The following is a 25,289-nucleotide window of genomic DNA, read 5'->3' as shown; positions in this document are numbered from 1 at the left end:
ATAGCGAGCGGGTCCCACCTGACCCCATGCCGAACTCAGCAGTGAAACCGCTCAGCGCCGATGGTAGTGTGGGGTCTCCCCATGCGAGAGTAGGTCATCGTCAGGCATCTTTTCGAAAACCCCAGCCCAACCGGCTGGGGTTTTTTCGTTGCGGAAAAGAACATCTATATATGGCCCACTCCATAGCAAACGAGATAGTGTTTTATTGCAGGCCCGGCTTCGAAGCCGATTTGAGTGCCGAACTCGCAGAAAAAGCGAGCGTGTTGGGCCTGGCCGGTTATCCCATTGCCAAGCCTGATAGCGGTTATGTCCGTTTTATCCAGGCCAGCCCAGGACCGGCCAACGAACTGCATCGGAACCTGCCCTTGGCGACACTGGTGTTTGCCCGGCAATCCTTGCTGGCATACCCGCCTCTTGAGTCCTTGTCACGAGATGATCGGCTGACACCCATCGTCCAGCAGGTTATCGATAGCGGCTGGAGTTTCGAGGCACTCTGGCAGGAAACGCCGGATACCAATGAGGGCAAGGCGCTGGCCGGGCTGGGCAAGGCGCTACAGAAGCCCTTGGAGTCGCTGTTGCGCAAGCGAGGAGCGCTGCGTCGCAAGGCCGGTGGACGACGCCTTCACCTGTTCTGGAGTGCTGGGGATACGGTACAGGTTGCCATGAGCTTTCCCGGCAATCGTAGCGAATCGCCTGGCGGTATCCATCGTTTGCGTTTCCCGCGTGAGGCGCCGAGCCGATCGACGCTCAAGCTGGAGGAAGCTTGGCATACCTTCATCGCCCGCGAAGAATGGTCGGAACGCTTGCATGATGGGATGCAGGCGGCGGATCTTGGTGCAGCGCCGGGTGGCTGGACCTACCAGCTCGTTCGGCAAGGAATGTTCGTTTATGCCATCGATAATGGACCCATGAATGAGATGTTGATGGCAACAGGCCAGATAGAGCATCTACGCGAGGATGGTTTCGTCTGGGAACCGCCTTATCGGCTCGATTGGTTGGTCTGTGATATTGTCGATAAGCCCATGCGGGTGATTGACATGGTCGAGCGCTGGCTAGCGCGACGTTGGTGCCGCGAAGCGGTATTCAACCTCAAGCTTCCCATGAAGCAACGCTGGCAGGAGGTCGAGCGCTGCCTGGTGAGACTGGAAAGGACGCTGGCAGAGGCCAATATACGATCGCAATTGCAATGCAAGCAGCTCTACCATGACCGCGAAGAGGTGACGGTGCATGTGAGGCTCATGGAGTGAGTGCCTTCAGGGATGCAGATAAGCCGTGATGCGTTCTTCTTCAGACAGCAAGGGAAGAAGTTTTTGCATGACGATCTCTCGCTCTTGGCTGTGTTGCCAGGTTTTCCATGACGCCAAGTCTCGCCATTGCGTGATCAATAGCCGATGCTGGGTGTTGTCATGCTCGTGCAGGCTTTCTCCCGAAATGAAACCGGATGCGCCCATCGCGTAACGCATGGCTTCGCGTGCAGCCTGCTCATATTCTTGTTCAAGGCCAGGCATGATGCGCCGTTCGATAATTATTTTTATCATACTCTCTGCTCCATCTAGCGAGGTAGGCAATGGCAACGACTAGCGAATTTGATGCGGAGTTGGATACCTCGGGCCTTTACTGCCCCGAGCCGATCATGCTGATGCACAACAAGGTTCGGGATATGCAGGCGGGCCATGTCCTGAAAGTCATTGCCACTGATCCTGCCACGACACGCGACATACCCAAGTTCTGCAATTTCCTTGGGCATGAGCTGCTCGGGCAGGAAGAGAAGGGCGATACGTATTTGTACTTTATTCGTCTTGGTTAAGGCTGCACTTTTCGTGAGCCGCGGGATGTCCTCGTTCGCAGGGAAAATCGCAAAGAGTATGGCCGGCTGATCTTCATGCCATCAGTCTTTGTCATTAGCGACCATACAGGCCAGGGCTTCTAATGTCGTCGTGTCTTCCTGCTTGATGCGGTTGGCGATGGCGCGCTGAAAGAAATATACCACCTGATGCCGGCTATGGCCGGGATAGAGGCAATCGTCTCCGGCAAGGACGGGAGTCGATTCTACGCGTGTCTCGTCGACGAGCAGCGCCTCGACTTCGCCATTGCTGTAAAGACGCCAACCGAAAACCAACTTGAGCTGCCAGGGGGCGCTGTCATCGTCCATGCACAGGGCGTGGGTGCCAAGTGTTTCGGGCAGCTGTTGCAGCAACGTAGGCTCGTTGGTTTCCTCGTAGTCGAAATAGGCGGCGGCATGCTCGAGTTCGAGCACCTTATGCTCAGGGGCGCTATAGAAGATATCGTCGGTTTCGGGGTCGCGATAACCGACAAAATGACCATGCTCGGGGTCGTCGAGATCGTGGCAGGAAGTAAGCGCCTCCATCCAGGGCACCAGCCCAACGACGTCTCCATCCTCGCGCAACCCCCATGCCAACAGAGGCATTCCGTACAGCGTGTCGGGATCGGAAGCCAGGTGATAAAGCATCTCGAGGCCATCCAGCTCGGGAGCCAGTCTGACTAGGCGGCGCTTGGCCCTCAGCCGGTGGCGCATGGCATCCAGATCGATGACCTGAGCGGAGCGGGGGGACATTGGGATACCCATGGTTACCCTCCTCATCGGCAATAGTTCGGCTTGGGCCTCGCCTCACTATTAGCACAGCTCGACGAGGAAAGTTAAGCCCCGTCGGGATCTTTCTTGCCTGGCATCATGCCGCAGCTGCGCCATATCCGTTGCCATAGTTCCACATGTCGTTGAGTTGCCGCATGAAATTGCTGCCAGGGCGCCTGCGGCGTGTCCAGCGAAAGCCAGGCAAGGCGATATGCGGTCACGCTTGGGCGTGAAACGCCGTAAGCGTCCAGGAGCGAATCGACAGCACTCAGCCATGCGCGCGATTGCCGGTCCAGGCTGGCGAGGTAGGCCTGCACTTCACCGATAAAATAGTTGATGAACACGTTATGCAACGTTTCTGCTCGTGGGTTGGGATGTCCGTTGTAGCAGACAGGCCGCTCGGCCAATCTTGTCTCCAGAGAGTGACTCAATTCATCGAGTCGTTGTGTAACCAATAGTAGGCTACGCAGTAACCTCGCCGTCGATGGTTGCTGCCGAAGGATTTGGAGGTGGGCTTCCAGGCGGCCGGATTCCGGGGTCCAGGCCGGATTGTACTGATTGAGCACCATGTGGCGCAGGTAAGCGAGAGCCGCCAGGTCGTCACCTAGCGAGGCCGTTTCAGCAGGCGATAGAGGCGTGCTGACCCGCGAGAAATTCTTTACCCATTCGCTGGAATCGAACAGGGCATTCCAGCTTGCCTTGGGCAACTGCTCCGTTTTGTCTTGGAGCAGCTGGCGTAGTTGGGTTCGGTCCTCGCCATCCAATCGCTGGACCGCAGGGGTATTCCAGCAATGTCGCAAGCGGCGCCATAGCTCCAGCTCATACAGCCAGTGTTGACTGGCAGTGGCCACCTTGCCGAGTTGGCTGTTACGTTCGGCCACCAGCGAGATTATCTGGCATTCTCGTAGCGCATAGACGTCGAGCATTCCCAGGCGAGTCGGGGCTATTTCGAACAAGCGCTCCTGGCGATCGGGAAAGCGTGGAATGTTGGGGGGTGACTGAGGGGTAGGGGCTTCGATGTCCAGCACGTTGCTGACACGCTGCTGATAATCGATGAGCATGGCATCGGCACTTTCATGACGATCACAGGCTGCAAGAAGCGTGAGCGCTCCGGCCAGCATCGTCATGCGTTCGATACGCATGATCAGTTCGACGAAACCTGCGTTGGGTCTTGTACGGCTGACCTGCTGATGTGCCATAAGCGCCATCCTAGCAGTAGTGCAGCGACACTCAGCCCGGCAATCAGACCTATCCAGTAGCCATGCACACCGAGAGGCTCCAATAGCCCTGGCAGGCCGCTTTTCCCCAGCAAATGGCCGCCTCCCAGGCCAACCAGCCAGTAGGATACCAGGGTGATGACCATGATGATGCGTGTGTCCTTGTAGCCCCGCAACGCGCCGGCCATGTTGACCTGCAAGGCGTCCGAGACCTGATACAGCATCGCCAGGTAGATCAATGACATGGCCAAGGCCTGGACCTCGGCATTATGGGTATATAGCGCTACGACTGGACCAGCCGCAAGCCACAGGAACAGATCGTTGAGCAGGGCGATCAGCAAACAAACGAATAGGCCGTTCCAGGCAACGAAGCCGGCTCGTGAAGGCTGGCCACTCCCTAATGTGTTCCCGACTCGCACGGTGAGTGCCATGGCAAGAGACAGCGGCAACATGAACAGGATCGATGTGATATTCAGAGCTACCTGATGCGCCGCCACGATCACCTCACCGAGGCTGGCAATGAAAAGGGCGATGAGGGTAAACAACGTCACTTCGACGAAAATGGCCACGCCAATGGGCAAGCCGACATGCAATAGCTCCTTGAGCATGGCTCGGTGAGGCCAAGTGATGGTGTCCCACAGCACGACGGGTTCATAAGCTTGGCTGGTGCGAGTATAGATGATCATGCTCAGGCACATGGCCCACATCGAGAGTGCCGTAGCGATGCCGCACCCCACGGCACCCAATGCCGGTAAGGAGAGAAGAAGAGACGGCATATGAGGACCCAGTAAGTCTTCCAGACCTGGGCCGCCATAGATGAATAGGTAATTGCAGGGAATATTGACGCCAAGCCCTACGAGGCTGATCCAGAGCGAAGGCCGAGTGTGGTTCATGCCGTCCGAAAAGGCGCGCAATGCTTGATAAAGGGCAACGCCTGGCATGCCGAACGCGACGGCGGCCAAATAACCTGCGGCAAGCTCGGCGACCTGGCGGGGGACGTTCATCAGGGTAAAGATCGGCATGACGGCAAACCACAGTAGGCCTGCCGATAGCACGCCAAGAACCAGGCCCAGCCAGATCGTTTGATGCAAGTAAGGGCGGATGCGTCCGGTACGTTTCGCACCTAGCAGCTGGGCGACGATGGGGGTTAGACCCATCAACGTGCCGGTCATGAACAGCATCAGCGGCATCCACAAGCTTGAGCCTACCGATACTGCAGCTAGGTCGGTCGCACTGGCTCGGCCCGCCATGATAACGTCCGTAGCGCCCATCCCTGACTGGGCAAGCTGGGCCCCGCAGATGGGCAGGGTCAACACCATGAGCGATGCCGTTTCGCGACGGCTGCGCGTGACCAGCGAACGGGCAGGGGCGAACACGTCGATTCTCCTTAATCGGCCGAGCGAACGAATGCGCAATTCTATCAGCTACGCATCGTTTTCGCTGACGCAATAGCCCCGTATAATCAGTTATATGACGACGACCTACCGACTTGACGATGTCATCGCTCTGTTCGATGGCTTGTTCGCAGACACATTCAGCACCCGCCTAGTGCTTGGCGGTGACGAGCCTCTCTACGTGCCGGCAGATGAGGCATGTCCTTGCCACCGAGTCGTTTTCGCGCGCGGGTATTTCTCCAGTGCACTGCATGAAATCAGCCACTGGTGCATTGCCGGGGCTCGCCGGCGCAAACTCGAGGACTACGGCTACTGGTATCTACCCGATGGACGCAATGCTGAGCAGCAGGCTGCCTTCGAAACGGCGGAAGTGGCACCACAGGCTTTGGAAATGCTGTTTTCGCGGGCCTGTGGCCGGGTATTCCATGTCAGCGTGGATAACCTGGGCGATATCGAAGTTGATCGGAAGGCATTTCGCAATCGTGTGGAGGCACGGGCGCAACGCTATGAACGCGAGGGCTTGCCGCGTCGGGCAGAGGCGTTTCGCACCGCATTGTCAGCTTATTACCGACAGGGGGCCGGCTTGCCACAGGCCATCGACGTTGGGGTAAGAATATTGACCGAGCGCATGATGTGCTGAAACTAGCCGGCATGAAGCCAAGCGCTGGTACGTACAGTAGATGCCGTGCAGAAGAGCGGCATTCTGCACTAAAGTGAAGGGCGAATGCAGAGAAAGACAAGGAGGCCGACATGCTGCATCGCATTGGTGCCATCTTCGCTATTCTTGCGGCCCTGTGGGCGCTGATTGCCTCCGGCATCTCGCTATATCTGGGAAGCGGTATCGGGGCCGTGGATAATCCCACCGAACAAACCGTGGTCGGTCTGGGGTGGTGGGAAGCTGGCATTGCCTTGGTGGCCGTGGGGGTTGGCGCAGTCACGTTCTTTTCCAAGAGTCGTTATGCTGGGCTTACGCTTGCCATCGTCGGGGTCATTGGTGTGTTCCTGTCCAGCAGCGCCAACATGGCGTTCATGCTGACTGTCGCCGTGGGCGGCTTCATGGCGTTCATGGGGCGTCGACATGCACAACGGCATGGCACCGAATTGCCGCGGGATCCCTCCAACCCCCGCGGAAAGAGCCGCTTCATGAAGTGAGCGCAGTTTGGTTCAAGAGGTATCGCGAAGCCGCTGATGAAGGTAGAGCATGACCTGGACTTCATGCTCGGGACGTAACGGTTCCAACCCCAGTTCGCCGAACAGGTCGTTACGCGCCCTGGCCCACTCACCTAGAGGCATATCCGGATAAAGGCTTTCTGCCGGTGCGAGTTCGACGAACGGATCTACTCCGAAGTCATCGAAGATGCGTGACAGGGCGGCTTCATCATCGCTGATTCCCGCCGTGTAAAGTGTGGCGCTATAGTGATCGCCTTCAAGCTCACGCAACACATCGAGCGGGCTGATTCCGAAAGTCCGCAGTTCTTCGAGGCTATAATCTCCCAACTGCAGCAATTCGTCGCTCAACCATTCGTCATCGGGCTGGATCAGGGTGTGCTTGATTTGGCCATCGGGCAGAGCCCAGGCAATGGCGAGGGGGAGAGCATCGTCCTCGCCGGTTTCCACGGCGATGAACCCGGGATAGTCGGACATCAGGTATCCTCCAGACGGAAAAAGCGGCGTGCGGTCTCTGTCGTAGCGTTAGCCACGTCGGCTTCGTCGATGCCCCGCCAATGAGCGATCTCCCGTACGATCCAGGGCAGCAGCGCCGGTTCGTTGCGTCGTCCCTTGAGCTTGGCCGGTAAGTTGCGAGGCAACAGGTAAGGGCAGTCTGTCTCCACCATCAGGCGGGACAGTGGAATGTCACCCACAAGTTCGCGGAGATGATGGCCACGACGCTCGTCGCACAACCAGCCGGTCAGTCCGATATGCAAATCGAGATCGAGGTAGCCATGTAGCGTGTCGCGCTCACCCGTGAAGCAGTGAACCACGGCCTGGGAAAGGTCGTCCCGCCAGCTACGCAGAATTTCCAGCATGCGTTGACCGGCGTCACGTTCATGCAGAAACAGGGGAAGGCCCGATTCGGCGGCCAGCCCCAGTTGCGCCTCGAAGGCGCGCTGCTGATCGGCGGGTGAGGAGAAGTTGCGATTGAAGTCGAGTCCACACTCACCCACGGCAACTACTTCATGCCGACGATGCAGGTCACGCATGGCTCCCTCTAGTGAACTCGACCAATGTCTGGCGTCATGCGGATGCAGACCCGCAGTCGCGTACAGGCCCGGAAAGCGCTGGCAGAGTGCGGCTGCCTGCTCGGCGTGCTCCAAGTCGGTGCCAGTAAGGATCAACGTCGTGACATTGGCCGCACCGGCCCGTTGCAATACGGCCTCAAGGTCCCGGGAAAAGCTTTCGTGCGTCAGGTTGGCGCCGATATCCACCAGTTCGGTGGGGGCGGTAAAACGCAGTGCCTCGGGAAGCACATCATCGATGGTGTCGCTACTGGCAGCCAAGGGTCGCTCCTTGCTCGTTTGGGCGGTCATTGTAACGCGAGAGACGACAGGACCACAGCCAGGATGGTGGGTTACACTAGGCGCCATCGAATATCGTCAATGAGGTTGGTGCGTGACGCTGCTACGTCTAGAACAGTTGCAACTGGCTTACGGCCCGCAGGTCCTGCTCGATGGCGCCGACCTGGTGCTCGAGAGGGGAGAACGGCTGGCGCTGGTGGGCCGCAACGGCACGGGCAAGTCGACATTGCTCAAGCTCGTCTCCGGGGAGAATCTGCCCGATGGGGGCAGCATCTGGCGGACGCCGGGATTGCGTATCGGCGTGCTGGAGCAGGACTTGCCGGCGGCCAGCGGGGCGACCATCTTCGATGTGGTGGCCGAAGGGCTGCCGCAAGCCGGAGCGTTGCTAGCCGAGTATCATCACCTGGTGCAAGCTGCCGAGCCGGACATGAATCGCCTGGCTCAGTTGCAGACCCAACTGGAAGCCATCGATGGCTGGTCCTTCCATCAGCGTATCGATACGGTCCTGACCCGTCTCGGCCTGCCTGCCGACCGGCTGATGAGCGATCTTTCCGGTGGTTGGCGCCGCCGTGTGGCGCTGGCCCGGGCCTTGGTATCCGAACCCGACCTGCTGCTTCTCGACGAGCCGACCAACCATCTGGATCTGGACACGATCGCTTGGCTCGAAGAGCAACTGGCCACGTTCCCGGGGGCCGTGCTGTTCATTACCCACGACCGTGCCTTCCTGGCTCGTCTGGCCACGGGGATTCTCGAGCTGGACCGCGGTCGGCTGGGGCGCTACCCCGGAAACTACGCTGCGTATCAGGAACAGAAAGCGCATGAACTCGAGGTGGAGGCGCGCGAGAACGCCGAGTTCGACAAGAAGCTGGCCCAGGAAGAGGCCTGGATACGCCAGGGCATCAAGGCGCGGCGGACCCGTAACGAAGGCCGCGTGCGCGCCTTGCAGCAGTTACGCCGTGAGCGCGGCGAACGGCGCGAACGCCAAGGACGAGCATCTATCAGTGTCGATAGTGGCGAGCGCAGCGGCAAGCGCGTGGTCGAGCTGAGCAATGTCAGTCAGCGCTTTGGCAATGAGTGGGTGATTCGCGATCTCGATCTGGAAATTCAGCGTGGCGACCGTATCGGTCTAATCGGACGCAACGGCGCCGGAAAGACGACTCTGCTCAAGATCCTGCTCGGGGAACTGGCGCCGACCGAGGGGACCGTACGTATGGGCACCAACGTCAAGGTGGCGTACTTCGATCAGCTGCGTGCCGGACTGGAGCCGGAAAAGAGCGTCTACGATAACGTCGCACAAGGCAGTGATCGAGTGACGGTGGGTGACAAGAACAAACATGTCATCAGCTATCTACAGGATTTTCTGTTCACTCCCGAGCGTGCCCGCCAACCGGTCAAGGCGTTGTCCGGGGGCGAGTCCAACCGCCTGTTACTGGCCAAGCTTTTCACCCAGCCGGCCAACGTGCTGGTGCTCGATGAGCCGACCAACGACTTGGACGTGGAAACGCTTGAGCTGCTCGAAGAGTTGCTGCTCGATTTCGACGGTACGCTGCTGTTGGTATCCCATGATAGGGCGTTCATGGACAACGTGGTCACCGGGGTGCTGGCCTTCGAAGGCGAAGGGCAAGTGCACGAGTATGTCGGCGGGTACAGTGATTGGGTGCGCCAGGGCGGCAGGCTTCCTCCGGCGCCCTGGGACTTCGATGCGAGTCAGGTGTCCAAGCAGGCCAAGAAGGGCGGGGCGAAGACCGAGGGTAAGCCTGAAGCATCCCCCGAGTCGGCGGTGAGCGAGCCTGCCGGCAAGAAGACGGTCAAACTTTCCTATAAGTTGCAGCGCGAACTCGATGTACTGCCGGCAACCATCGAAGCGCTGGAGGAAGAGATTGCAGCCTTCGAGACGCGGATCAGCCAGCCCGATTTCTATCAGCAGGACAATGCCGAGGTGACACGCGTACTGGCGGCGTTGACCGAAAAGCAGAATGAACTGGATGCGACCATGGAGCGCTGGATGGAGCTGGAAGCCATGGCCACTGGGGAGGCGCCCTGAGTCGGCAAGGGTCGTCAGTCATCCCGGACCTGGCAGGCCCGGGATGACAAAGGCGGACTTATTCCGCTGCCTCGTCGTCATTGCCGACACGCACGGCCAGTACGTCGCACTGGGCGCCGTGCAGTACGCCGGTCGAGGTCGAACCCAGCAGCAGAGCGAATCCATGGCGTCCATGGGAGCCCACGACGATCAAATCGACGTCATGCTCTTTCGAGAAGCGATGGATTTCGGTATCCGGCATCCCTACGACGACATGCTGATCTTCCCGGGCAATGCCGTGTCGATCGGCAATGTCGGCCAGGCGCTCTTTGGCATGCTCATCGAGCTGATCCTGAATGCTGGTCAGGTCCATGGGAATGTCGCCGCCGTAGGCAAAGCCCAGAGGCTCGAGCGTGTGGATGATAGACAGCCTGGCATCGTTGCGACGGGCGATGGGAATGGCACGTTCCAGAACCTTATGGGAGTCTTTCGTCAGATCCACGGCGACCAGCACGTGACGATATTCGTTACTCATGGCAAAGCCCCTCCCTTCAGTAGTTTGGGTGACTTCACTTTAGGTTGTGTCGCATTTCGGCACAACGACACGTATCAACGTTTTGGAATATTCTGCACATGACTTTCTGGCTGGTCACCGTGCTGGCGATGCTGGCAGTTCTATCTCCCGTACTGGTGCTGCGACCGTCGCGACGCGACCAGCGGCTGGGGGGGTTGCGCCAGCATGCCCGGCAAGCCGGTATCGGCGTAAAAATTGCCAAGCCGCCTTTGCATGACCCGCCTGGCGGACTAGTCAGCTATTGTTGGCGTTATCCTCAGGCGCACCCGGGACCGCTATTCCTGCTAGTCCGTGACGCATACGCCAGTGCGGCGCTGAAGCCCTTCGACACTGAATGGCGGTGGCGGATAGAGCCGTTGAAGCCGCTATCGCAAGATAGCGCAGCGGCGCTTGCCAGGCTCTTGGCCAGCCTGCCCGAGGATGCGCTGATTGTGGAGTCTGAACGCGGCGCACTGACACTGTGGTGGGGGGAGTCGCTGAGTTTGGAAGCCTTCGAAACGTGCGACAAGGCGATGGGAGAGGTGCGTGATCGGCTGGCCTCTCCGCATGTCGAGAAAGGATTGTCCGGCCGCCTCCCATAAGAGGCTGCCGGTAGTTGGGTTAACCCGGTTCGCCCTCTTGCACCGGAGCCCGGGATTGTAGACGTAGGCCGTTCTGCTCGATGCGCGTCAAGATGTCGTCGAACGTATCGAGTTCCGCTTCGCTGATGCCTGCAAGCATCTCGGCACGTGCTTCGGCGGCGACAGCGTCGATACGCTCCAGTAGCGGGGTAGCCTCTTTGGTCAGAAAGATACGCTTGGTGCGTCGGTCGTCCTGGCACTGGCGGCGCTCGATCAGGCCCTGCTCGGTCAGTTGATCGAGCGTACGCACCAAGGATGGCGCTTCGACACCGATGGCCCGGGCCAAGTCGCATTGTGGCTGACCGTCGCCTAACTTCCATAGATGGTAGAGCGTCACCCAGCGAGTCTGAGTCAATTCCAGTGGCGCCAGGCGCTCATCGAGAATGGCTCGCCAGAGGCGTGGCAGGCGGGCAATCTTGAATCCGATATTTTCAGGCATTGGGCTTATCGTTTGGTAGCTATTGGGTAAATTGTGTGAACCTTGCGACATCAATGCAAGTCCGGTATCACTCCGGTATCGCTATTCTTTAGTTTGACAACGAAATACTCCTTTCCTATCCATCGGCCGGAACGGTTCGTCGGAGACTGCCAACCGCCGCTATGCTGATGCATTGTGCCGAAGCTTGACGGAAGGCCCGCACTGGCTCAAGCTAGTATGCATTCAAACGCTTGTATGAATGCCTACCCTGCCTAACCCCATGGAGATCCGTCGATGATCTATCAAGGCAATGCCCTGTCCGTGGCGAGGAATGACGGTGACATCGCCATTCTAACCTTCGACTTGAAAGACGAGTCGATCAACAAACTCTCCAGTGCCGTGATCAAGGAACTTCAGGACGCGGTCAAGGCCATTCAGGCCGAGCGCGACCTGCAGGGGCTAGTCATTACCAGCGCCAAGTCGGTGTTCATCGTTGGTGCGGATATCACCGAGTTCCACGCCATGTTCGCGCGGGGCGAGAGTTTTTTGATGGATATGTGCCAAGAGGTACATACGCTGTTCAATACCATCGAGGACTTGCCTTTCCCCACCGTGACGGCACTCAACGGGCTGGCACTGGGCGGCGGCTGTGAAGTGGCGTTGACTACGGATTTCCGGGTCATGGCGGAGTCCGCCGAGATTGGCTTGCCGGAAACCAAGCTGGGTATCCTGCCGGGATGGGGCGGTTGCGTACGTTTGCCGCGTATCGCCGGTGCCGACAATGCTGTCGAATGGATTGCAGCCGGAAGCCAGAACAAGGCCGACGCGGCTTTGAAGCTGGGCGTCGCGGATGCCGTGGTGCCCATCGATCGTCTGCAAGCCGCCGCACTGGACATCCTGGCACGTGCCAATGCCGGTGAGCTGGACTATCGTGCGCGCCGCGAAGAGAAAAAGACGCCGCTCAAGCTCAATGCCATCGAGCAGATGATGGCCTTCGAAACCGCCAAGGGCTATGTAGCCGGTAAGGCCGGTCCGCATTATCCGGCACCTGTCGAGGCAATCAAAGTCATTCAAAAAGGCGCCGGTGAGTCCCGGGAGCGTGCCCAGGCGATCGAGGCCAAGGCCTTCGCCAAGCTGGCGTTGACCGATGTCTGCTACAACCTGGTCGGGTTGTTCCTCAACGATCAACTCGTCAAGAAGAAAGGCGGTAAGTACGAGAAACAGGCGGCACCGGTCAACCAGACCGCCGTGCTGGGCGCCGGGATCATGGGCGGGGGTATCGCCTACCAGAGCGCCTACAAGGGGACGCCGATCCTGATGAAGGATATCCGCGAGGATGCGGTCCAGCTCGGGCTGAAGGAAGCGCGCAAGCTGCTGGCCAAACAGGTCGAGCGTGGCAAGCTGACCACCGAGAAGATGGCCGAGGCCCTTTCCAACATTCGGCCGACCCTGTCCTATGGCGATTTCGGTGAGGTCGATCTGGTCGTCGAGGCCGTGGTGGAAAACCCCAAGGTCAAGGATGCGGTTCTCACCGAAGTCGAGGGGCTGGTTGGCGAGAACACCATCCTGACGTCGAATACCTCGACCATTTCCATCAACCGGCTGGCCCAGAATCTCAAGCGGCCCGAGAACTTCTGCGGCATGCACTTCTTCAACCCGGTGCATCGCATGCCGCTGGTCGAGGTCATTCGCGGCGAGAAAAGTAGCGATGCGGCCGTGGCCGCGACGGTGGCCTATGCGCGCAAGATGGGCAAGACGCCGATCGTGGTCAACGACTGCCCGGGATTCCTGGTCAATCGCGTCCTGTTCCCCTATTTCGGTGGATTCAGCTTCCTGGTCGAACAGGGCGCCGATTTCGAGCGCGTCGACAAGGTCATGGAGAAGTTCGGTTGGCCGATGGGTCCAGCCTATTTGCTGGACGTCGTCGGCATGGACACGGCGGTACACGCCCAGGCGGTGATGGCCGAGGGCTTCCCGGAGCGTATGGCGCGGGAGAGCAAGTCGGCTATCGATGCCATGTACGAGAACGAGCGTCTCGGTCAGAAGAATGGCAAGGGCTTCTATCGTTACGAAGAGGACAAGAAGGGCAAGCCGAAAAAGGTCTCGGACGAGCAGGCTCATGAGCTGGCCACCCAGGTAGCGACCGGTAGCCGCGAGTTCAGCGACGAGGACATCGTCGCGCGCATGATGGTGCCGCTGTGCATGGAAACCGTGCGTTGTCTGGAGGATGGCATCGTGGGATCACCGGCCGAAGCCGATATGGCGTTGATCTACGGCATTGGCTTCCCTCCGTTCCGAGGTGGAGCGCTGCGCTATATAGATGCCATGGGCGTGGCCGAATTCGTCAGCCTGGCCGATGGTTTGGCGGCCGAACTGGGGCCGCTCTATGCGCCGACCGAAAAGCTGCGCGAGATGGCCAGTCGCCAAGCGCGCTTCTACGCCAACGACAGCCAGACTGCACAAGATCAGGCCTGAGCCACCGTGTCTATTGGGAGAGAAAGAATGAGTCTGAGTCCGAGAGATATCGTGGTGGTCGACGGGGTTCGCACCGCCATGGCCAAGGCCAAGAACGGCGCCTTCCGCAACGTGCGTGCCGAGAACCTGTCCGCTGCCGTCATGCAGGCACTGTTCGACCGCAATACGTCGCTGGATCCTGCCGAGGTGGACGACGTGATCTGGGGCTGCGTCAACCAGACCCTGGAACAGGCCATGAACATTGCCCGCAATGCGGCGATCATGACCGGCATTCCGCGTACCGTGCCGGCGCAGACCGTCAATCGCCTGTGCGGTTCCTCGATGAGTGCGTTGCACATCGCTGCCGCCAACATCAAGGCGGGGATGGGGGACTTCTATGTGATCGGCGGGGTCGAGCACATGGAGCACGTGCCGATGACGCATGGTGTGGACGTCAACCCGGCGGTCAGCAAGCATGCCGCCAAGGCCGCCATGATGATGGGTCTGACGGCCGAATTGTTGGGCAAGATGCACGGCATTACCCGTGAGGAACAGGACAAGTTCGGCGTCCGTTCTCACCAGCGGGCGCTGGCAGCCAACGAAAAAGGCTACTTCGACAATGAAATCGTCGGTGTCGAGGGGCACGACACCGAGGGCTTGCGGCGGCTGATCTCGCATGACGAAGTCGTGCGAATCGATGCCAGCCTGGAAGAAATGGCCAAGCTGAAGCCGGTATTCGATCCCAAGGGAGGCACGGTGTCTGCCGGTACCTCGTCGGCGCTGTCCGTAGGCGCCTCGGCCATGGCAGTCATGAGTTACGAGCGCGCCAAGGCGTTGGGACTGACGCCGATTGCGCGAGTGGTATCCACCGGTGTGGCGGGTTGCGATGCATCGATCATGGGTTACGGACCGGTCCCGGCAACCAAAAAAGCGCTCAAGGCCGCCGGGCTCTCCATCGAGGACATCCACACGGTCGAACTCAACGAAGCGTTTGCCGCTCAGGCACTGGCCGTGCTCAAGGATCTGAAGCTGCGCGATCGCATGGACGAGACGGTCAATCTCAATGGCGGCGCTATTGCGCTGGGTCACCCGCTGGGCTGTTCCGGTGCGCGCATCTGCACCACGCTGCTCAACGTCATGCAGCAGCAGGATACGACACTGGGACTGGCGACCATGTGTATTGGCATGGGCCAAGGTGTCGCGACGGTCTTCGAGCGATTGAAGTGATTCGCTATCCTCGGCACGTGTAACAACGACGGCTTTCTCGCAGGAGAAAGCCGTTTTTGGTTGCCGCATGCATGGCTTGGGCTGGGAAACTACCGATGACCGCCGCTGGCGAACTGTCCCGCATAGCAAGGCGGGGAGGCCAGTCCGCCATCTGCTTCACTATCCTCTTCGGCCAAGGCCTCCAGAAGCATGTCGCGCAGCACGGGGAGATGCGAGCGATCGAGGTCGCGCGAAGCGCTCAGCAAGGTCAGCCTGCCCTGGCGGCACCAGCGCATCAGCGGCACCAGGCAGGTCCGGTTGCGATCGAGTTCGCGGCTATAACGAAAAGCGAACTCGCGGTCGGTGATCTCCTTCTGGTGCCATAGCCGACGCAATGCAGGTGACGGCGAAGCATCCCGATACCAGTCGGTCAGTTCGAGCGTCTCTCGCGGTTTACCGCGTGGCCAGAGACGATCCACGAGTACCCTGGCGCCATCATCGGGCGAGATTTCTGCATAGATGCGTTTGAGTTGAATGTCGTACATCCGAATGTCCCCCTGCCTGACACGACGTCCTGTCCCAGGCGCGTTACAGCGCCCCAGGCCCGGCCTTACCTTTGCGGTATCGATCCACTCTGATTTTCAGATCATCACTATCAAGGATAGTGCAGGGAAGGGAACGAGGCGCGTACCACCTTGGCATGATTCGTTAATGCTAGCGGGGAGCTTTCAATCGAGCGGATTTCCGGCGACGCAGGCTTGCAAGAAACCGGCTTATGCAAAGACGAGCGTATTTCCCTCGATGCGGCCACGACTACCATATCGCCAGGGACGATTGAGCGGACCATGGCCGACCGGCAGATCCGTGAAGAGTGGTATGTTCAAGGGGCTTAGCACGTCCGCAACGATCTCGGCGAGGCTCTGTTCGCCGTATGGCGTACAGCCCTCGAAGGTACCTAGGCATAGCGCACCAGCCTGATCGAATGCACCACTATGCACCAATTGCCATAAGGCACGCTCCAGACGGTAGTAGGGCTCACCGACATCCTCGAGAATCACCAAGGCGCCTGGCGGTGCGGTGAATTGACACGGTGTGCCCGCCACGCATGCCAGGGTCATCAGGTTGCCTCCCACCACAGGCCCCTCGATGACGCTTGGCGTCTCGTGCGCATGGCAATGAAGGGAGAAGCCCGCAGGCGTTTTTCCTGTAACCAGATCGACCACTTCGAGCAACTGGCGCTGGATTAGTGTGCGAGATTCCAAGGACGCCTGATTCAGCCGCAGGGCGTCCTTGACCACCGGACCGTGAATGGCCGGCAGGCCACGGCGATAGCATTGGTCCAGCAGTACCGTGATATCCGAATAGCCAATCAGCGGTTTGGCCGGCAGGCGTGGCCAGTCGATATGCTCGATCAGTTGTGCGCAGCCATAGCCACCGCGCACGGCCCAGATCGCCTCGGTACGGGAGTCGTCGTAGGCCGCATGGAGTACGTCCAGCCGATGCTGGACACTGCCGGCAAGGTAGCGGCGCGGGGCCTGGAGCGTGTCGGGGATATGGGCATGGATCCCCAGCGCTTCCAGTGCCGCCACCGCATCATCGATAAGGCGGCGATCGGTATGCGAGGCGGGGGCGACGACACTGACGGATAGGGGCATGCGAGCTTCGTTCTGGTCCATGACGTTGGCCATGCTGCCTCAAATATCGAGCATTAGGAAGAGCCTCGGCATGGCCGTCAGCGCTGTCCTAAGGGGATATGTCGTGGAAGTGGCGGCCTGCCGTCGTTTCGGCGATGACACCGGACCTAATGACGTAATCGCCGAATGGCTCGCCGGATTCGCGCTCCCCGGCGTATCGCTGCAATAACGTCGTGAGCTCGTCCATGATCGTAGCCTCGTCGATATTCTCCCGATACAGCCGGTTCAGACGCTCGCCGCTGGGACTGCCGCCGAGATAGAGGTTATAGCGGCCCAAGGCCTTGCCGACGAAGCCGATCTCGGCAAGATAGGGGCGGGCACAGCCGTTGGGGCAGCCGGTCATGCGTACAGTGATGGCATCATTTTCCAGCCCGGCCTCGCGCATGACACCTTCCAGCTTATCGATCAGCGACGGTAGATAGCGTTCGCTTTCGGCCATGGCCAGCCCACATGTCGGAAAGGCCACGCAGGCCATCGATGCTTGCCGTAGCGGTGAAGTGGCTCCCGTCATGCGATGACGGTCGATCAACGCCTCGATCTCGGCACGCTTGTCCGCTGCGACGTTGGTGATGATCAGGTTCTGGTTGGTGGTCAGAACGATATCGCCGGTATGTACCCGGGCGATCTCGCGCATTCCGCTGAGCAGCTGCATCCCGTCCCCGAAATCGGCCAATCGACCGTTCTGCACGAACAGGCCGTAATGCCAGGCGCCGTTCTCGCCCTGGTACCAGCCGTACCGATCGCCATTGCTGTGAAAGTGGAAGTCTCTCGCTGCGTCCAGGGTAGCGCCAAGGTAGCGCTCCACTTCGGCACGGAACCACTCGACCCCGTTGTCCTCGAGGGTGTATTTCAGACGTGCATGCTTGCGGTCACGGCGGTCGCCGTTGTCGCGCTGGACCTTGAGTACCGCCTCGGCCACGTCGAGTACCTGATCGGGCGTGCAGAAACCGATCACGTCGCTCAGCCGAGGGAAGGTCGCCGGCTCGCCATGGGTCATGCCCATGCCGCCACCGATGCAAACGTTGTATCCCCGGATTTCTCCCGCCTCGACATGAGCGATGAAGCCCAGATCGTGGGCGAAGAGATCCACGTCGTTTTCGGGGGGAATGGCAATGGCCACCTTGAACTTGCGGGGCAGGTAGTGGCGCGTGTAGAGCGGTTCCTGTTCTTGCGGACCTCCGGCGATACGCTCCTCGCCGAGAAAAATCTCGTGGTAGGCCCGGGTACGGGGCAACAGGTGGCTACTGAGCGCGTGAGCCAGATCGTAGACCTCGCGATGCACCTTGGAGCGATGCGGATTGGCCGTACAGATCACGTTGCGGTTGACGTCGCCGCAGGCGGCGATGGTATCGATCATTGCCTGGTTGACGGCCTTCAAGTGCGGGCGAAGGTTTTCCTTAAAGACGCCGTGATACTGGAAGGTCTGGCGTGTGGTGATACGCAGTGTGCCGTTGGCGTAGCGGCGTGCCACGTCATCCAGCGTCAACCATTGCTCGGGTGTGACCAGCCCGCCCGGTAGGCGCAGACGGACCATGAACGAATACAGCGGTTCGAGTTTCTGATGACGCCGCTCGCTGCGCAGGTCGCGGTCGTCCTGTTGGTAAAAACCATGGAATTTGGTCAGCTGAGTATCGTCCTCGCTGACCGCCCCGGTGGCTCGGTCGGCCATTCCCTCCATGAGATTGCCGCGCAGGTAATCGCTTTCCACCTTGAGCCGCTCATTGGGGTGCAGGTCGTCGAACGAGATATCCCGAAGCTTGGCGATGATGTCGCTCATGAGAAAAGCCTCTTGATGGGGGGGCGAGGCGACATCAATAGACGTCGCGCTGGTAACGTTTGGCCTGCTGAAGTTCGCGCACGTATTCCGCGGCACCGTCGTCATCGAAGCCACCTGCGTCGCGTACGCTATCGATTAGCGCGCGGTGAACATCGGCCGCCATGCGCTCGCCATCGCCACAGACGTAAAAATGCGCACCTTCCTGAAGCCAGGCGTAGAGTTCGCGGGCGTTTTCGCGCATGCGATCCTGGACGTAGACCTTGTTCGCCTGGTCGCGTGAGAAAGCGACATCGAGACGGTTCAACAGACCTTTCTTGCGGTAGTTGAGTAGTTCGGACTGATAGAGAAAGTCCGAACGAAAATGCCGATCGCCAAAGAACAACCAGTTTCTTCCCTGGGCGTCGCGTTCGTCACGCTCCTGCAAAAAGGCGCGGAACGGAGCGATGCCAGTACCGGGGCCGACCATGATGATTGGCGTATCGTCATTCTGTGGCAGCTTGAAGTTCTTGTTGCGATCCACATAGATGGGCACGCTGTCGCCGGGCTTGATGCGGTCGGCCAGGTAAGTCGTCGTAACGCCACCGCGTGATCGTCCATGCGTCTCGTAGCGTACGATGCCCACCGTCAGGTGTACCTCGTCGGGGTCGGCCTGATAGCTCGAGGCGATGGAGTATAGACGGGGAGGCAGCTTGCGCAGGGCTTTCGTCAGGGTTTCGGCATCGATCCGCTCGACGGGAAAGTGCTCGATCACATCGATGATGTGGCGGCCCTCGATCCAGTCGCGGAGTTCGTTGCGAGATTCCTGATCCATCAAACGGCGCAGTTCGGCGGCCTCTGACACTTCGGCCCAGTGTTCCAAAAACGGACGCGTAAGTGTCGTGACTTCATACTCGGTGAGTAGGGCATCGCGCAGGCAGCGACCGTCGCCGAGGTCGCAGTCGGCGTCCATACGCAGCCTGTCGATCAATTCGTCCACATAGCGGGGATCGTTCTGCGGCACGATGCCGATGGCATCGCCCGGCTCGTAGCTCAGGCCGGAACCTTCGAGGGACAACTCGATGTGATGGGTTTCCTTGTCGGAGCCACGACCATTGAGTACGACTGACTCGAGCACTTCGGCCTGGAACGGGTTCTTCTTGGAATAGGCCGCCTCTTGCGATGGCGAGGCAGCTGCTGTGGCCTGAATCCGGTTAGCCCGGTCCGGTCCACCGCTCAACTCGGCATAGCGGTCGAGGACGGCTTCGATCCAGCGTTCGGCAGTCTCTTCGTAATCGACGTCGCAATCGGTCCGATCATGGATTCGGCTGGCGCCTAGCGCTTCCAGACGGGCGTCGAAGTCCTTGCCCGTCTGGCAGTAATGCTCGTAGCTGGAATCGCCAAGCGACAGTACGGCAAAGCGTGTCCGTTCGTCGAGCTTGGGCGCCTTGCGGCCATGCATGAATTCATAGAATCCTTCGGCGGTATCGGGCGGATCACCGTCACCCTGGGTGCTGACCACCACCATCAGATTGAGCGGCTCCTTGAGTTCCTTCTTGCCGAAATCCGCCATGTCTGCCAGGCGAACCGGAAACCCGCGAGCCTTGGCGCGTTCCACGGCTTGCTCGGCCACGCCTTCGGCGTTGCCGGTCTGGCTGCCGTAAAGCACCACGATCTCGGGGGCGGATGGCTCACCTGCGGTGTGGGGCGGTGGGGGCGTCGTCGTGCTCTGAGCGCTAAGCCCAGCAAGGTAGCCGCTCAGCCATGTCATCTGATCGGTGCTCAGTCCCGCCAACGCCTCATTGAGACGCTGTGCCTGGTCGGCGCTGAGAGGACTGTTGGTCTCGAGCAGAGGACCTTGCGACATTGAATAGTCTCCTCTCGTTCATGTGGCTGTAAGGCTAGCCCTTCCACATAAGAGATAAAAATTATAAATAACAATGTTTCCATGCGAAAAATGCATAACCAGGCCGGTGCGTCAGACGCACGGTCTTGGATCCGGATGGACTCGTCACAGGGAAGGCTTCAGGCGGCTTAGGTTAGTGTGGTTTGGGTTGGCATCATGCCCCGTTTCGCTCCTTCCTGGAGTCCCCGCTAGCGTAGGTCATGCAGAGAGGAAGGGCGAATCGGGTCACCGCTCAGGCTGTGGGACGCGGTTCGGCAGGCTGACTGACCTCTCGGAGCTGGGTCATGATGGCGGTGAGATCCGTGGTGTCCAGGTCGCCTGTCGCCGCCTCCAGGTAGGTCCTGTCGCCCAGGTACTGGCAGAGCGCCTCAACGAACTGGATACGCAGGTCATACAGCTCGGCGCGGGCGTCGAGTACATCGACGAGATCGCGCAGGCCGAGATTCTCGCCGCGGATGGCGGCTTCCAGGAACAGCTGGCTGGACTCGATGGAGCGTGACAACGCTTCCAACTGGCGTGCATTCCCCTGCAGGCTGCGTAGACGCTTGCGGACTTCCTGGCGGGCAAGGCGTCGTTCGTTGGTCAATGCCTCGCGGCTGGCCAATGCTGCCAGCTCACCCTGGCGAATGCTGGCCGAGGTATAGCCGCCGCGATAAATGGGGACATCGAGTTCGAGACTGGCAGTGATGTCTTCACTGGTACGTAGCTCATCGCTACTGTTCAGGTCGCGGTAACCTAGCGTCAGGTTGAGCTCGGGATAATGCCCGGCACGGCGCACGTTCGTGTCCAGTTGGGCGACCTGATAGAGCTGGTTGGCGAGGCGTACCTCGACATTGTCGTCGACCCGGGCAAGCCATTGCTGGGTATTTTCCCATTCACGTTCGAGCGTTACCCGCTCGATGTTGCCCAGCGTCGAGCCGCGGAAGTCGGGGAGGCGGCCGGTCAGCCGTTCCAGGTCGCTGAGCGCGTTCGCCAGTTCGTTCTCGGCCTTGACCTGATCGGCGACCGCTTGATCGAGCCGGGATTGCGCTTCCAGCAGGTTGATGCGATCGCCGATGCCCAGATCGTAGGCGCGCTGTGCCTGACGGCGCTGCAGATTCAGCGCCTCTCGCTTGGCATCGAGCAGTCCCAGCTTGCGCGAGGCGAGGTAGGCGTTGAGGTAGGCATCGACCAGCGAAAGGGCGAGGTTTCTTTCCGCCACGGCGACTTGTAGATCCGCCGCGTCTGCCTGGGCCAATGCCTTGTCGACGCTACGCCAGCGCTCGAGGCTGAACAGCGGCTGCGTGACGTCGATGCGCCACAGCGTATCGTTGGTCGTGCCGGTGATCCGGTCCTCATAAACCTCGGATGGGTAGTCTTCGGGATTCTGCGTATAGATGTTGTCGGCACGCTGATAGATGGCGGAGGCGCCAGCCTCGACGTAAGGGCGCAGGGCGGCACGCGCCATGGGTACTTCTTGCCCGGTTGCCTGGCTCTCATAGCGCTGGCGCATCAGTTCGCTGTCGTTTTCCAGGGCCAGTACGAACAGACGCGTCAACGACGGCAAGCCGGCCTGGGTATCGATAGCGTCGAGGGTGTCGTTGGCCGGGGCGATGCCCAGGCCCAGCGGGTCGGGCCCCGGCAATTGCGCGAATGCTCCGCCACTGATCGACAGCAGGCCAACGACAAGGGCGAGATGACGGATCTTGTGTCTCATCATTCCTCCCGCATCGACCGGGCCAGCATGTCGGTGAAAGGCTTGGCAATGTAGCTGGCAAAGGTTCGCTCGCCGGTCCGGATCATGACCTCGGCCGGCATGCCGGCAAGTAGCTGCATGGTTTCCGTCATGTCCGCCTGGCCATGCTCGGTCACGCGTATGTTGGCTTTGTAGTAATGCGCCTGGGTAGCCTCATCCTCGAAGCTGTCGGCAGAGACGTGCACGACCTCGCCCTGAATGACGTTGGACAGACGCTGATTGAAGGCGCTGAAACGGATTTCCGCGGGTTGGCCGATATAGATGTTGTCTATGTCACGGTCGGGCACGCGGGCCTGTATCACGAAGTCCTCGCTTGCCGGCACGATATCCATCAGCGGATCGCCGGAGCGAATGACCGCGCCCAGGGTGTGGATCTGCATGCCGACCACCGTGCCCGAAACCGGCGCCAGAACATGGGTACGCCGTACCTGGTCGCTCAATGCCGTGATTCGCTCTTCTGCATCGGCCACGCGGGATTGCACGTCGCGAAGCTGTTCGCCGACTTCCTGCTGAAACTCCTGCAAGCGGATTTCCTTTTGCAGTCCGTTCTCGCTGATTTGCGACTTGAGTCGGGCAATCTCGGCACTGTGCTGGGCATTTTCGCCCTGATATTGCATGACCTGGCGTTCGAGTTCGCGCAGGCGTTGATTGTTGCCCAGCCCCTCCTTGAACAGGGAGCGATAGTCACTGGCCTCGCCGGACAGCGAATGAATGCGCGACCGATTGACCTGGCGCGTCGATTCCAGTCCGGCGATCTGCTCCTGCATCTGCACGACCTGCTCATCCAACGCAGCCAGGGTGCCTTCCAACGACTCGCGTCTGGCCTGGAACAGGCGATGCTGCACGTTGAGCACCGCCTGGACGCGGGGGGAATCGGCGACGAGCAGGTCAGGCGGGAAGGCCAGCGCCGTGTCGCCGGCCTGTTCGGCGAGCAGGCGCAGTTCGCTGGCGCGTGCGATGTAGTACTCCGCCCGGGCGATCTCCAGCTTGGCGCGTGCCTGGGTGTCGTCGAGTATCAGCAGGACGTCGCCCGCTTCGACATGGTCGCCATCCTCGACGAGCAGGCGCTCGACGATCCCGCCCTCCAGATGCTGTACCGTCTTCTTGTAGCTTTCGACGGAAACGGTGCCCGGGGCGACGACGGCAACGGCTAGATCGGCGGTCAGCGCCCAGCCTCCAAAACCGCCGAAGGCCGTGACCAGAATCGCCATGCCCAGGCGCCGATAGGGACGTTCGTTGGTTGGCAGTCGGCTGACGGTATCGGCATTGGCGTGCTTGACCGTCGCTTCACCCGGAAGGTAATCGCTGGCGCTCATGGCTTGGGTTCCTCGGAAGCCGGGGCAGTGGCGGCCTTGCCGCGTGCGCGGGGACGAATCGATGTCAGACGTTGGCCGGTGGCCGTCGTGGCGCTGGCAATACCGCGTACGGGATGAGTCGTCTGGGCGGCAATGTCTCCGGGGGGAGCGAACAGGCTGATCTGACCCTCCTTGAGTACCAGTATCCGGTCGACGCGCTTGAGAATGGCGGGGCGGTGACTGATCACGAAGACGGTCGTTCCCTCTTCCTTGAGTCGCTGCATGCATTCGGACAGTGCATGTTCCCCGGCATCGTCCAGGTTGGCATTCGGCTCGTCGAGCACGATCAATACGGGATCGCCATACAGGGCGCGGGCCAGGCCGATGCGTTGCCGCTGGCCGCAGGAGAGAGCCCCGCCGCCGCCGCTGAGATAGGTGTCGTAACCGTTGGGCTGGCGCAGAATCATGTCGTGAACACCGGCCTTGCGTGCGGCCCTGACCACTTTTTCGGGATCGACGTCACCGAAGCGGGCAATGTTCTCGCTGATAGTGCCATCGAAGAGTTCGATGTCCTGGGGCAGGTAACCGAGATAAGGACCCAGCGCTTCCCGGTTCCATTGTCCGATATCGGCGCCATCGAGCCGGACATGGCCCACCTGGGCGGGCCAGATGCCCAGGATGACCCGGGCAAGGGAAGATTTACCGGCTGCGCTGGGGCCGACGATACCGATGTGTTCCCCCTTGTCGACGGCCATGTCGAGGCCACGCAATGTCACGAAGCGTTCCCCTGGCGGGGCGGCCGATACCGACTCGAGGAGCAGGCGGCCGGAAGGCGCTGGCAACGGCATATGTTGAGGGTCTGCAGGGATGAGTGACAGCAGTTCATTGAGCCGGCCATGAGCGGTGCGTGCACCCACGAACCCCTTCCAGCCGCCGATCATCTGGTCGATCGGTGCCAGTGCGCGTCCCATGATGATCGAGCCGGCAATCATCATGCCTGGCGTAAGGCTGCCTTCCAGCACCAGATAGGCACCCAAGCCGAGGATCATCGACTGGAACAACAGTCGCAGGGTTTTCGACAGGTTGGTCAACGTGCCGGCCCGGTCACTGGCCCGTGATTGGTGAACCAGATAGTCGTGATGCTTGGCAGCCCAGCGTCCCATGATGCCCGGCAACATACCCATGGCATGCAATACCTCGGCATTGCGCAGGTTGCTATTGGCGAGATCCTGGGACTGAACGTGCTCGCTGTTGGCTTCGGCCAGCAAGTCCTTGGTGCTTTTCTCGTTCAGCAGCGCCAGCAGAAACAACGCTACCCCAGCAGCCAGGGCGAAGTAACCGAACCAGGGATGAAACAGGAAAAGCACGCCGAGATAGACCGGTATCCATGGCGCATCGAAGAAGGCGAACAGGCCGTTTCCGGTCAAAAACTGACGCAAGCTGCTCAAGTCATTGAGAGGCTGGGCCGAGGCTTTTCCCGGCATGGCCACGCTTTTCTTGAACATGGCGCCATAAAGCCGCTGGCTGATTTGCATATCGAGGCTGTTGCCTACACGTACCAGGATGCGTGAACGAACGAACTCGAGCCCTCCCATGACGATGAACAGGAACAGAACGACCAGGGTCAGCATCAGCAGAGTTTCTTCACTGCGTGACGTGATTACCCGGTCGTAAACCTGAAGCATGTAAAGAGGGGGAACCAACATCAAGAGGTTAATGAACATGCTGAAAAAAGCCGCTGAATAAAAAGCCCCTTTACACGCCCTCAGCGCAATTTGCAGGTCCGTTTCTTCGCTACGCCTGGCCATGAATGTGCTCGCTCGGTTGTTGTCGTCTTGTCGATTCGGCAGGACATGCCTGTTGTACGTTGTGTGAACAAGAGTAACGGAAG

Annotated in this window: 23 protein-coding genes and 1 rRNA gene; 9 read left to right on the top strand and 15 right to left on the bottom strand. The window is 60.0% G+C overall.

Translation table 11 applies throughout. From position 1 onward, the window contains the following. A 5S ribosomal RNA gene (gene rrf, locus MHM84_RS20065) occupies positions 1 to 106 on the top strand; the annotation flags it as partial. Positions 107 to 170: 64 nt separating this feature from the next. Continuing rightward, complete coding sequence (rlmM, locus tag MHM84_RS20060; protein ID WP_239268598.1) at positions 171 to 1,247, top strand: 23S rRNA (cytidine(2498)-2'-O)-methyltransferase RlmM; 1,077 nt, start codon at positions 171 to 173, stop codon at positions 1,245 to 1,247. Positions 1,248 to 1,253: 6 nt separating this feature from the next. Here the strand turns inward: rlmM and MHM84_RS20055 are convergent, their stop codons facing one another. Then, on the bottom strand, positions 1,254 to 1,538 hold the full coding sequence (locus MHM84_RS20055; RefSeq protein ID WP_239268596.1) for an antibiotic biosynthesis monooxygenase: 285 nt from the start codon (positions 1,536 to 1,538) through the stop codon (positions 1,254 to 1,256). A gap of 29 nt (positions 1,539 to 1,567) precedes the next feature. Between MHM84_RS20055 and tusA the strand changes: the two genes are divergently transcribed. Further along, positions 1,568 to 1,807, top strand: a complete 240-nt coding sequence (tusA, locus tag MHM84_RS20050) for a sulfurtransferase TusA (RefSeq protein WP_239268594.1) — start codon at positions 1,568 to 1,570, stop codon at positions 1,805 to 1,807. Positions 1,808 to 1,888: 81 nt separating this feature from the next. Here the strand turns inward: tusA and MHM84_RS20045 are convergent, their stop codons facing one another. The 3 genes from MHM84_RS20045 to MHM84_RS20035 all read right to left on the bottom strand — a co-directional run bounded on the left by MHM84_RS20045 (position 1,889) and on the right by MHM84_RS20035 (position 5,129). Continuing rightward, positions 1,889 to 2,587, bottom strand: coding sequence for a hypothetical protein (locus MHM84_RS20045; RefSeq protein WP_239268592.1), 699 nt, complete (start codon positions 2,585 to 2,587; stop codon positions 1,889 to 1,891). Between the two features lie 71 nt (positions 2,588 to 2,658). Then, positions 2,659 to 3,792, bottom strand: a complete 1,134-nt coding sequence (locus MHM84_RS20040; RefSeq protein WP_239268590.1) for a DUF3080 domain-containing protein — start codon at positions 3,790 to 3,792, stop codon at positions 2,659 to 2,661. Next, positions 3,738 to 5,129, bottom strand: coding sequence for an MATE family efflux transporter (locus tag MHM84_RS20035; RefSeq protein WP_239268614.1), 1,392 nt, complete (start codon positions 5,127 to 5,129; stop codon positions 3,738 to 3,740). Before MHM84_RS20035 ends, MHM84_RS20040 begins: the two co-directional genes overlap by 55 nt. Before the next feature lie 151 nt (positions 5,130 to 5,280). On the opposite strand from MHM84_RS20035, the gene MHM84_RS20030 reads away from it, so the two are divergent. Together MHM84_RS20030 and MHM84_RS20025 are read left to right on the top strand one after the other, a co-directional pair. Next, on the top strand, positions 5,281 to 5,844 hold the full coding sequence (locus tag MHM84_RS20030) for an elongation factor P hydroxylase (protein WP_239268588.1): 564 nt from the start codon (positions 5,281 to 5,283) through the stop codon (positions 5,842 to 5,844). 110 nt (positions 5,845 to 5,954) lie between these two features. Next, positions 5,955 to 6,356 carry a hypothetical protein gene (locus MHM84_RS20025; protein ID WP_239268586.1) on the top strand — a complete coding sequence of 134 codons (402 nt, stop codon included), beginning with the start codon at positions 5,955 to 5,957 and terminating at the stop codon, positions 6,354 to 6,356. 12 nt (positions 6,357 to 6,368) lie between these two features. Here the strand turns inward: MHM84_RS20025 and MHM84_RS20020 are convergent, their stop codons facing one another. Both MHM84_RS20020 and MHM84_RS20015 read right to left on the bottom strand, forming a co-directional pair. Next, positions 6,369 to 6,848: a hypothetical protein gene (locus MHM84_RS20020; protein WP_239268584.1), complete on the bottom strand. Its 480-nt coding sequence runs from the start codon at positions 6,846 to 6,848 to the stop codon at positions 6,369 to 6,371. Beyond that, entirely contained in the window at positions 6,848 to 7,702 is an 855-nt protein-coding gene (locus MHM84_RS20015; protein ID WP_239268582.1) for a TatD family hydrolase, read from the bottom strand. Before MHM84_RS20015 ends, MHM84_RS20020 begins: the two co-directional genes overlap by 1 nt. A gap of 112 nt (positions 7,703 to 7,814) precedes the next feature. Here MHM84_RS20015 and MHM84_RS20010 point away from each other — a divergent pair, with 112 nt between their 5' ends. Beyond that, entirely contained in the window at positions 7,815 to 9,764 is a 1,950-nt protein-coding gene (locus MHM84_RS20010) for an ATP-binding cassette domain-containing protein (protein ID WP_239268580.1), read from the top strand. A 58-nt stretch (positions 9,765 to 9,822) separates the two neighbouring features. Here the strand turns inward: MHM84_RS20010 and MHM84_RS20005 are convergent, their stop codons facing one another. Next, complete coding sequence (locus MHM84_RS20005) at positions 9,823 to 10,278, bottom strand: universal stress protein (RefSeq protein WP_239268578.1); 456 nt, start codon at positions 10,276 to 10,278, stop codon at positions 9,823 to 9,825. A 98-nt stretch (positions 10,279 to 10,376) separates the two neighbouring features. On the opposite strand from MHM84_RS20005, the gene MHM84_RS20000 reads away from it, so the two are divergent. Further along, positions 10,377 to 10,898, top strand: coding sequence for a preprotein translocase subunit YajC (locus MHM84_RS20000; protein ID WP_239268576.1), 522 nt, complete (start codon positions 10,377 to 10,379; stop codon positions 10,896 to 10,898). Positions 10,899 to 10,917: 19 nt separating this feature from the next. On the opposite strand, the gene slyA is transcribed toward MHM84_RS20000, so the two are convergent. Continuing rightward, a complete protein-coding gene (gene slyA / locus MHM84_RS19995) occupies positions 10,918 to 11,376 on the bottom strand; it encodes a transcriptional regulator SlyA (RefSeq protein WP_239268574.1) in 459 nt (152 codons plus the stop codon). A 273-nt stretch (positions 11,377 to 11,649) separates the two neighbouring features. On the opposite strand from slyA, the gene fadB reads away from it, so the two are divergent. After that, positions 11,650 to 13,830 (top strand): fatty acid oxidation complex subunit alpha FadB, encoded by a 2,181-nt coding sequence (gene fadB / locus MHM84_RS19990; protein WP_239268572.1) that lies wholly within the window; start codon positions 11,650 to 11,652, stop codon positions 13,828 to 13,830. A gap of 27 nt (positions 13,831 to 13,857) precedes the next feature. Then, positions 13,858 to 15,036 carry an acetyl-CoA C-acyltransferase FadA gene (gene fadA / locus MHM84_RS19985; RefSeq protein ID WP_239268570.1) on the top strand — a complete coding sequence of 393 codons (1,179 nt, stop codon included), beginning with the start codon at positions 13,858 to 13,860 and terminating at the stop codon, positions 15,034 to 15,036. Between the two features lie 89 nt (positions 15,037 to 15,125). On the opposite strand, the gene MHM84_RS19980 is transcribed toward fadA, so the two are convergent. The 7 genes from MHM84_RS19980 to MHM84_RS19950 all read right to left on the bottom strand — a co-directional run bounded on the left by MHM84_RS19980 (position 15,126) and on the right by MHM84_RS19950 (position 25,206). Further along, on the bottom strand, positions 15,126 to 15,560 hold the full coding sequence (locus MHM84_RS19980; RefSeq protein WP_239268568.1) for a DUF488 family protein: 435 nt from the start codon (positions 15,558 to 15,560) through the stop codon (positions 15,126 to 15,128). Positions 15,561 to 15,788: 228 nt separating this feature from the next. Then, positions 15,789 to 16,670: an LD-carboxypeptidase gene (locus MHM84_RS19975; RefSeq protein WP_239268566.1), complete on the bottom strand. Its 882-nt coding sequence runs from the start codon at positions 16,668 to 16,670 to the stop codon at positions 15,789 to 15,791. A gap of 88 nt (positions 16,671 to 16,758) precedes the next feature. Further along, positions 16,759 to 18,486, bottom strand: a complete 1,728-nt coding sequence (locus tag MHM84_RS19970) for an NADPH-dependent assimilatory sulfite reductase hemoprotein subunit (protein ID WP_239268564.1) — start codon at positions 18,484 to 18,486, stop codon at positions 16,759 to 16,761. A 34-nt stretch (positions 18,487 to 18,520) separates the two neighbouring features. Continuing rightward, entirely contained in the window at positions 18,521 to 20,329 is a 1,809-nt protein-coding gene (locus tag MHM84_RS19965) for an assimilatory sulfite reductase (NADPH) flavoprotein subunit (RefSeq protein WP_239268562.1), read from the bottom strand. 271 nt (positions 20,330 to 20,600) lie between these two features. Continuing rightward, positions 20,601 to 22,064: a TolC family protein gene (locus MHM84_RS19960; RefSeq protein ID WP_239268560.1), complete on the bottom strand. Its 1,464-nt coding sequence runs from the start codon at positions 22,062 to 22,064 to the stop codon at positions 20,601 to 20,603. Next, on the bottom strand, positions 22,064 to 23,419 hold the full coding sequence (locus MHM84_RS19955) for an HlyD family type I secretion periplasmic adaptor subunit (protein WP_239268558.1): 1,356 nt from the start codon (positions 23,417 to 23,419) through the stop codon (positions 22,064 to 22,066). Before MHM84_RS19955 ends, MHM84_RS19960 begins: the two co-directional genes overlap by 1 nt. Continuing rightward, the gene (locus tag MHM84_RS19950) at positions 23,416 to 25,206 is read right to left on the bottom strand and encodes a type I secretion system permease/ATPase (protein WP_239268556.1); all 1,791 of its coding nucleotides are present in this window, start codon (positions 25,204 to 25,206) and stop codon (positions 23,416 to 23,418) included. The genes MHM84_RS19955 and MHM84_RS19950 overlap by 4 nt, the downstream gene beginning before the upstream one ends. Positions 25,207 to 25,289: the final 83 nt, after the last annotated feature.

This window comes from Halomonas sp. McH1-25 (assembly GCF_022348165.1).
Taxonomy (GTDB): domain Bacteria; phylum Pseudomonadota; class Gammaproteobacteria; order Pseudomonadales; family Halomonadaceae; genus Modicisalibacter.
Note: the sequence above shows the minus strand (reverse complement) of the source record. Positions and strands in the feature narration are given on the sequence as shown.